The organism is Lelliottia sp. 7254-16 (genome assembly GCF_002922995.1).
Classification (GTDB): domain Bacteria; phylum Pseudomonadota; class Gammaproteobacteria; order Enterobacterales; family Enterobacteriaceae; genus Enterobacter; species Enterobacter jeotgali.
Genome location: NZ_PQVS01000020.1, coordinates 98,851 through 105,539, shown reverse-complemented (window position 1 = coordinate 105,539; position 6,689 = coordinate 98,851). Strand labels below are relative to the sequence as shown.

Below are 6,689 nucleotides of genomic sequence, written 5' to 3'. Positions count from 1 at the left end.
CTGCAGCGTGCCTTTGACCACTGGCGCAACGTCTATAACCTTGAACGGCCGCACACCTCGCTGGATATGGCAGTGCCCGCTTCGCGGTATCAGCCATCAGCGCGGCAGTACAACAGTCACGCTGAACCCCCGGAATACGACGAGGGCGTGATGGTCAGGAAAGTGGATATCAGCGGAAAGCTGAGCCTGAGAGGGGTAACGCTGAAGGCAGGAAAAGCGTTCAGGGGTGAATATGTGGGACTGAAGGAAGGGGCTGAAGATGGCTGTTATGAGGTGTGGTGGTACAGCACGAAAGTGGGGGTGATCGACCTGAAGAAAAAGTCGATCACCATGGGTAAAGGATGTTAAATAGTGTTCACCATGTCCCCGAACACCTGTCTACCATGTCCCCGGACCGTACAGGGAGAGGGTTAGGGTGAGGGGTAAAAAACTCAACGCTCCCAGTACGACTCTTCCAGACTGTCTTCCCGCTCCGGCAGGCCACGCGTTAAACGCGGGGAATGCTGGTTCAGCACCTGATAGCTCACGCGGTTCGCGTATTTACACACCTGCGCCAGCGACGAATAGGTCAACCAGCTCAGTTGATGCTTACTGGAGTTCGGCACGTTGGTCCGGTGGTAGGCGTTGGCGGTGATATCGTGGAGCAGTGCAGCCAGCGCGCCGTCGCCCGCGCCGTTAGTATTCATGATCTTCTCCGGGCCGCCCATGTACGGGGCAATGTGGGAAAAGATCCGCAGCGGATTCACGCAATCTTTGTGGCGCATCGCGCGGCTGAACTCGTACTGGTTGAACTCGGCAATCGCCCCCGGCAGCAGCGGATGCTGGGTTTTACGTTTGTTCTCTTCCTCGGTGAAACCGGCCATAAACAGCCCAATCGGACCGGCGGTGCAGAGCACCAGATCCACCCAGTCCAGCGCCTTATTGGACGCCAGCAGCGGATCGTTTTCACCGGTCAGCGCTTCGGCTTCTTCTTCGTTCATTGCCAGAATCGAAACGTGCTCTTTCAGGAACGCCTGCCACCACTCTGGGTTATCGGCGATCACAAACTTGGTGCCCAGCGTCAACACCACCGGCACGTTGTATTTCTTTGCGTATTCCACTGCTTTCATGGTCGCTTCCGGCATCGGCTCACCGGGCTTACAGCGCACCAGATAGGAGGTCAGCACCAGCGCGGACGCCCCGGCGATCACCTCTTCGGGGATACTTTCTGCGCGCAGCTTATTCATGTGGCCAGGGCTGATGGCAAAGGTCCGTTCGCCGGAATCGCTGATCAGCGTAAAGCAGCGGCCAATCGCCCCGTCGACGCCTTGCAGGTAGTTCAGATCGGTGCGGCTGGAGGTGTTGCAGAGATAGCGGTAGGCGTAGCCACCGATTTCGATATTGCGGCACATCACGCCCAGTAATACGGAGCGGTCATCGGCAAGCACCGAATAGTTGTGCATGGTATTCCCGATAGTGCCACCGGCAAACTGATGAGTGATCAGATTTTCGCGCACCAGTTCCTGATACAAGGCTTCGGCGACATCGTCTTCGATTACCAGCGAATGCCCGGAACTGAGGCCATAACGAGCGACAAACGCATCATCCACTTTTGCTTCGATATCCACCAGCGTCTGATCGATACCGACCACCCACGCAGCGTTGGTTTCATTGACCGGCTGAGTTTGTTGCAGCAGCGGATCGCGGGCGTTGACGGGGAAATAGTGTTTGGATTTACGTTTACCGGGAAATTTCATTTTCTGCGCTGCAAGTGACTATTGGGCCGGAAATGGTAGCACAAACCCGGCCCACTGCGCGATTAGCGGCTCGCGGTCACCAGCGCCGCCATCATCTCTATATGTTCAGGTGAATCGTTAAGTGCCGGAATGTACTCATACTTTGTCCCGCCCGCTTCGAGGAAGAACTCCCGGTTTTGCACCGCAATCTCCTCAAGAGTTTCGAGGCAGTCCGCCGAGAAGCCCGGCGACATCACTTGAACGTGCTTCACGCCCTTCTCGCCAAGCATTTTGAGGGTTTCATCGGTATATGGCGTCAACCAGGGTTCACGGCCAAAGCGCGACTGGAAGGTCATCATCACCTTCTCTGGCGGTAATCCGAGCGCGGAAACCAACTCACGGGTGGTATCACGACAGCGCTGAGGATAATCATCGCCTTCATCGGCGTAACGCTGCGGAATGCCGTGATAGGAGAGCAGGAGCAGATCCGGCTCGCCGTGTTTGGCAAACGAGGCGCGCGCACTGCTAACCAGCGCCGCGATGTAAAGCTCGTTTTCGGCGTAGTCGCGGATAAAGGTGATGGCAGGAATACGGCGACGGGTCGCCAGAATACGCGCCAGCTCGTCCCAGACGGCAGCGACGGTCGAACAGGAGTATTGCGGGTACAAGGCCAGCACCACGATGTGATCAACGTCCTGGGAGAGCAGCTCTTCGACCGCGCTTTCCAGTGACGGTTTACCGTAGCTCATCCCGAGTGCCACGGGCATATCCGGTAAACGGGCGGCCAGCGCCTTCTCCTGACGACGGCTGTAAACCATCAGCGGCGAGCCCTCTTCCATCCACACGGACTGGTAGAGTTTAGCCACACGGGGGGAACGAATCGGCAGAATGACACCGCGCAGCAGCGGCCACCACAGCAATCTCGGGGTATCCACGACGCGGGAGTCGCTTAAAAACTGTCGCAGGTAACGTTTTACTGCCGCAGGGGTAGGTGCTTCTGGAGTGCCCAGATTGGCAAGCAGGATGCCGGTTTTCGCCTGACTCATTCACGCCTCTTAACCATTTGAATAGCTAATGATTGTAACTGAAAAGCAGGGAAACGGAACAGATTGCAGAAATAGGTGGGGGTTGGGTTGCCGGATGGCGCTTCGCTTATCCGGCCTACAAAGTCATCTGCAGGCCGAATAAATCACACATTAGCCGAGGATTTTTTCCAGCTCTGCGCGCACGTCAGCGACAGCTTTGGTGCCGTCAACTTTCGCGTATTGGGTGTTTCCAGACTGCGCTTCTTTCGAATAGTAGCCGATCAGTGGCGCGGTCATCTGATGGTATTCCACCAGGCGTTTACGCACGGTCTCTTCCTGATCGTCTTTACGCGTGGTCAGCTCTTCGCCAGTCACGTCGTCTTTGCCTTCCACTTTCGGTGGATTGAATTTGATGTGGTAAACGCGGCCAGAAGCAGCGTGAACGCGACGACCGATAATACGGTCAACGATCAGTTCATCAGGCACGTCGAATTCGAGAACGTAATCCACGTTGATGCCCGCTTCTTTCATGGCGTCAGCCTGCGGAATAGTGCGTGGGAAGCCGTCCAGCAGGAAACCGTTGCGGCAATCTTCCTGAGTGATGCGTTCTTTTACCAGCGCGATAACCAGTTCGTCAGTCACCAGCTTGCCTGCGTCCATGATGTCTTTCGCTTGTTTACCCAGCTCGGAGCCAGATTTAACAGCGGCACGCAGCATGTCACCCGTAGAGATTTGCGGAATACCGTATTTCTCCATGATGAACTGAGCCTGAGTTCCTTTACCCGCGCCCGGAGCGCCAAGCAGAATAATACGCATTGCGAAAATCCCCTCAAAAGTTGGTTCAATATTTCAAAAAGCGCTAAACAATACCATCAGAATGGGTATCGCTCAAGGAAGGCGGGACGGCTGAAACGGTTAACGGGGGAGATTATTTGGGTTAGCGCGGTTTGGTGCCCTCACCCCGGCCCTCTCCCACAGGGTGAGGGAGAAGACCAGGGGAGGCCGGGTGATTACGCCATCAACAGCGCATTCACACGTTTGATGAACAGGTTCGGATCTTCCAGCGTGCCGCGCTCAGCCAGCAGGGACTGATCCAGCAGCAGTTCAACCCACTCGTTAAACTGGGTTTCGTCCTGGGTATCCGCCGCACGTTTGACCAGCGGGTGATCCGGGTTCAGTTCAAAGATGTATTTCACTTCCGGGATAGCCTGGCCCGCAGCAGCGAACAGTTTCGCCATCTGAGTCCCCATTTCATCCGCGTCTGTGGTGACAATCGCCGGGGTGTCGGTCAGACGGTGTGTGAAACGCACTTCTTTCACGCGATCGCCCAGCAGGTTTTTCACACGCTCAACGAAGGGCTCCAGCGCTTTTTCCGCTTCTTTTGCGGTTTCGTCCACTTCATCAGCCAGCTTGTCGATAGATTCGTCAGCTTTGGCCACGGACTGGAATGATTTACCGTCGAACTCGGTCAGGTAGTTCATCATCCACTCATCAATGCGGTCGGAAAGCAGCAGCACTTCGATGCCTTTCTTACGCAGCAGCTCCAGATGCGGGCTGCTCTTCGCGGCAGCGTAGCTGTCAGCGGTGATGTAGTAGATTTTCTCCTGCCCTTCTTTCATGCGGGACACGTACTCTTCGAGAGACACGGTCTGCTCGGAAGAATCGGTGTGCGTCGAGGCGAAGCGCAGCAGTTTAGCGATCGCTTCGACGTTAGAAGAATCTTCCGCTGGGCCTTCTTTCAGCACCAGGCCGAACTGTTTCCAGAAGGTCTGATATTTTTCAGCGTCGTCTTTCGCCAGTTTTTCCAGCATCTGCAGAGAACGTTTGGTCAGAGCGTTACGCAGATTGCGCGTCACGGTGCTGTCCTGCAGGATTTCACGGGAGACGTTCAGCGGCAGATCGTTGGAATCAATCAGGCCACGCACGAAACGCAGGTAGTTCGGCATGAACTGCTCGGCGTCGTCCATGATAAACACGCGCTGCACGTACAGCTTCAGGCCGTGCTTGTGATCGCGGTTCCACATGTCCCACGGCGCCTGGGCCGGGATGTACAGCAGGCTGGTGTACTCCTGCTTCCCTTCCACACGGTTGTGGCTCCAGGTCAGCGGATCGGTAAAGTCGTGGGCGATGTGCTTGTAGAATTCGTTGTATTCGTCGTCTTTGATTTCAGACTTGTTACGCGTCCACAGGGCCTGCGCCTTGTTGATTTTCTCCCAGGAGACCACGGTTTCACCGTCGACCTCTTCGGTTTTTTCAATCTCAACCGGCAATGCAATGTGATCGGAGTATTTGCTGATGATCGAGCGCACGCGCCAGTCATTCAGGAAATCGTCTTCGCCTTCGCGCAGGTGCAGGGTGATTTCGGTTCCGCGATCGGCTTTAGTGATGTCATCAACGGTGTATTCACCTTCGCCGTGGGATTCCCAGAACACACCATTTTCCGCGCTGTCGCCCGCTGCACGGGTGCGTACGGTCACTTTGTCGGCCACGATAAAGGCGGAGTAGAAGCCGACACCGAACTGGCCGATCAGCTGGCTGTCTTTCGCCTGATCGGAGCCCATGGATTCGAGGAAGGATTTGGTGCCGGACTTCGCGATGGTCCCGAGGTGATCGATAACCTCATCGCGGTTCATACCAATACCGTTATCGGCAATGGTCAGAGTGCGGTTTTCTTTGTCAAAAGAGACGCGCACGCGCAGCTCGCCGTCGCCTTCATATAGATCCGGGTTGGACAGGGCGCGAAAACGCAGTTTGTCCGCCGCATCCGAGGCGTTGGAGATAAGCTCACGCAGGAAGATTTCTTTATTGGAATACAGGGAATGGATCATCAGGTGCAGAAGCTGTTTTACTTCTGACTGGAAACCACGGGTTTCTTGTCCTTTCATCTAGATCGACCTCAACAATGCCATTTTAAGTTAGGGTGTAAAAGCAGTTGAGTGAGAGATGGGGATAGTGCGGAAGGTTTTCAAGCGGAGGCCACGATCGCAGCCTCCGTTTGGTCAGAAAATAAGCTTGTGACGTCCAGCCAGAGAGTGTGACAGCGTGGTGCCGTCGACCATTTCCAGCTCGCCGCCAACCGGCACGCCGTGGGCGATGCGGCTGGCCTGAACGCCGTACTGCGCGCACAGTTCACCGATGTAGTTCGCGGTCGCTTCGCCTTCCACCGTCGGGTTGGTCGCGAGGATCACTTCGGTTAGCGTCTCGGATTCCAGACGCTGTTCGAGGCGATCGAGACCGATATCATCCGGGCCAATCCCATCCAGCGGAGAGAGATGGCCCATCAGCACGAAATAGCGGCCGGAAAACTGCCCGGTCTGCTCAATGGCGTAGATGTCCGCCGGACTCTCCACCACGCAAATCTGACCGTTTTCCTGACGACGCGGATTCGTGCAGATGTTGCACACATCCTGCTCGGTAAAGGTGCGGCAATCCGCACAGTGACCGATTTCTGACATGGCGCGGGTCAGTGCCTGCGCCAGGCGCATCCCGCCGCTGCGGTCGCGCTGTAACAGCGTAAACGCCATGCGCTGAGCTGATTTCGGGCCAACGCCCGGTAAGCAGCGCAGCGCTTCCATTAACTGCGTGAGCAGCGGACTGGTTTGCATCAGAACGGCATCTTAAAGCCTGGCGGCAGCTGCATTCCGGAGGAAACAGACGCCATTTTTTCTTTCTGGGTTTCATCGATACGGCGCGCAGCATCGTTGAATGCCGCAGCAACCAGATCTTCCAGCATGTCTTTGTCGTCTTCGAGCAGGCTAGGATCGATTTCCACGCGACGGCAGTTATGCGCGCCGTTGATGGTCACTTTGACCAGACCCGCACCGGATTCGCCAGTGACTTCCAGCTGTGCGATCTCTTCCTGTGCTTTCTGCATTTTGTCTTGCATCTGCTGGGCCTGTTTCATCAGGTTACCCAGACCGCCTTTACCACCAAACATAGGCTTCTCTCT

Annotated in this window: 6 protein-coding genes and 1 pseudogene; 1 reads left to right on the top strand and 6 read right to left on the bottom strand. The window is 55.9% G+C overall.

The annotated features are described in order from the left end of the window. A pseudogene (locus tag C3708_RS21090) lies at positions 1-348 on the top strand (IS481 family transposase); the annotation flags it as partial. Positions 349-431: 83 nt separating this feature from the next. Here the strand turns inward: C3708_RS21090 and C3708_RS21085 are convergent. The 6 genes from C3708_RS21085 to C3708_RS21060 all read right to left on the bottom strand — a co-directional run bounded on the left by C3708_RS21085 (position 432) and on the right by C3708_RS21060 (position 6,677). After that, a complete protein-coding gene (locus C3708_RS21085) occupies positions 432-1,736 on the bottom strand; it encodes an inosine/guanosine kinase (protein WP_095281049.1) in 1,305 nt (434 codons plus the stop codon). Between the two features lie 62 nt (positions 1,737-1,798). Continuing rightward, a complete protein-coding gene (gene hemH / locus C3708_RS21080) occupies positions 1,799-2,761 on the bottom strand; it encodes a ferrochelatase (protein ID WP_103950142.1) in 963 nt (320 codons plus the stop codon). 150 nt (positions 2,762-2,911) lie between these two features. After that, positions 2,912-3,556 (bottom strand): adenylate kinase, encoded by a 645-nt coding sequence (adk, locus tag C3708_RS21075; protein WP_095281047.1) that lies wholly within the window; start codon positions 3,554-3,556, stop codon positions 2,912-2,914. 194 nt (positions 3,557-3,750) lie between these two features. Then, on the bottom strand, positions 3,751-5,625 hold the full coding sequence (gene htpG, locus C3708_RS21070) for a molecular chaperone HtpG (protein WP_103950141.1): 1,875 nt from the start codon (positions 5,623-5,625) through the stop codon (positions 3,751-3,753). Between the two features lie 114 nt (positions 5,626-5,739). Beyond that, the gene (recR, locus tag C3708_RS21065; RefSeq protein WP_095281045.1) at positions 5,740-6,345 is read right to left on the bottom strand and encodes a recombination mediator RecR; all 606 of its coding nucleotides are present in this window, start codon (positions 6,343-6,345) and stop codon (positions 5,740-5,742) included. After that, entirely contained in the window at positions 6,345-6,677 is a 333-nt protein-coding gene (locus C3708_RS21060; protein ID WP_095281044.1) for a YbaB/EbfC family nucleoid-associated protein, read from the bottom strand. The genes recR and C3708_RS21060 overlap by 1 nt, the downstream gene beginning before the upstream one ends. Between the last annotated feature and the right edge of the window lie 12 nt (positions 6,678-6,689).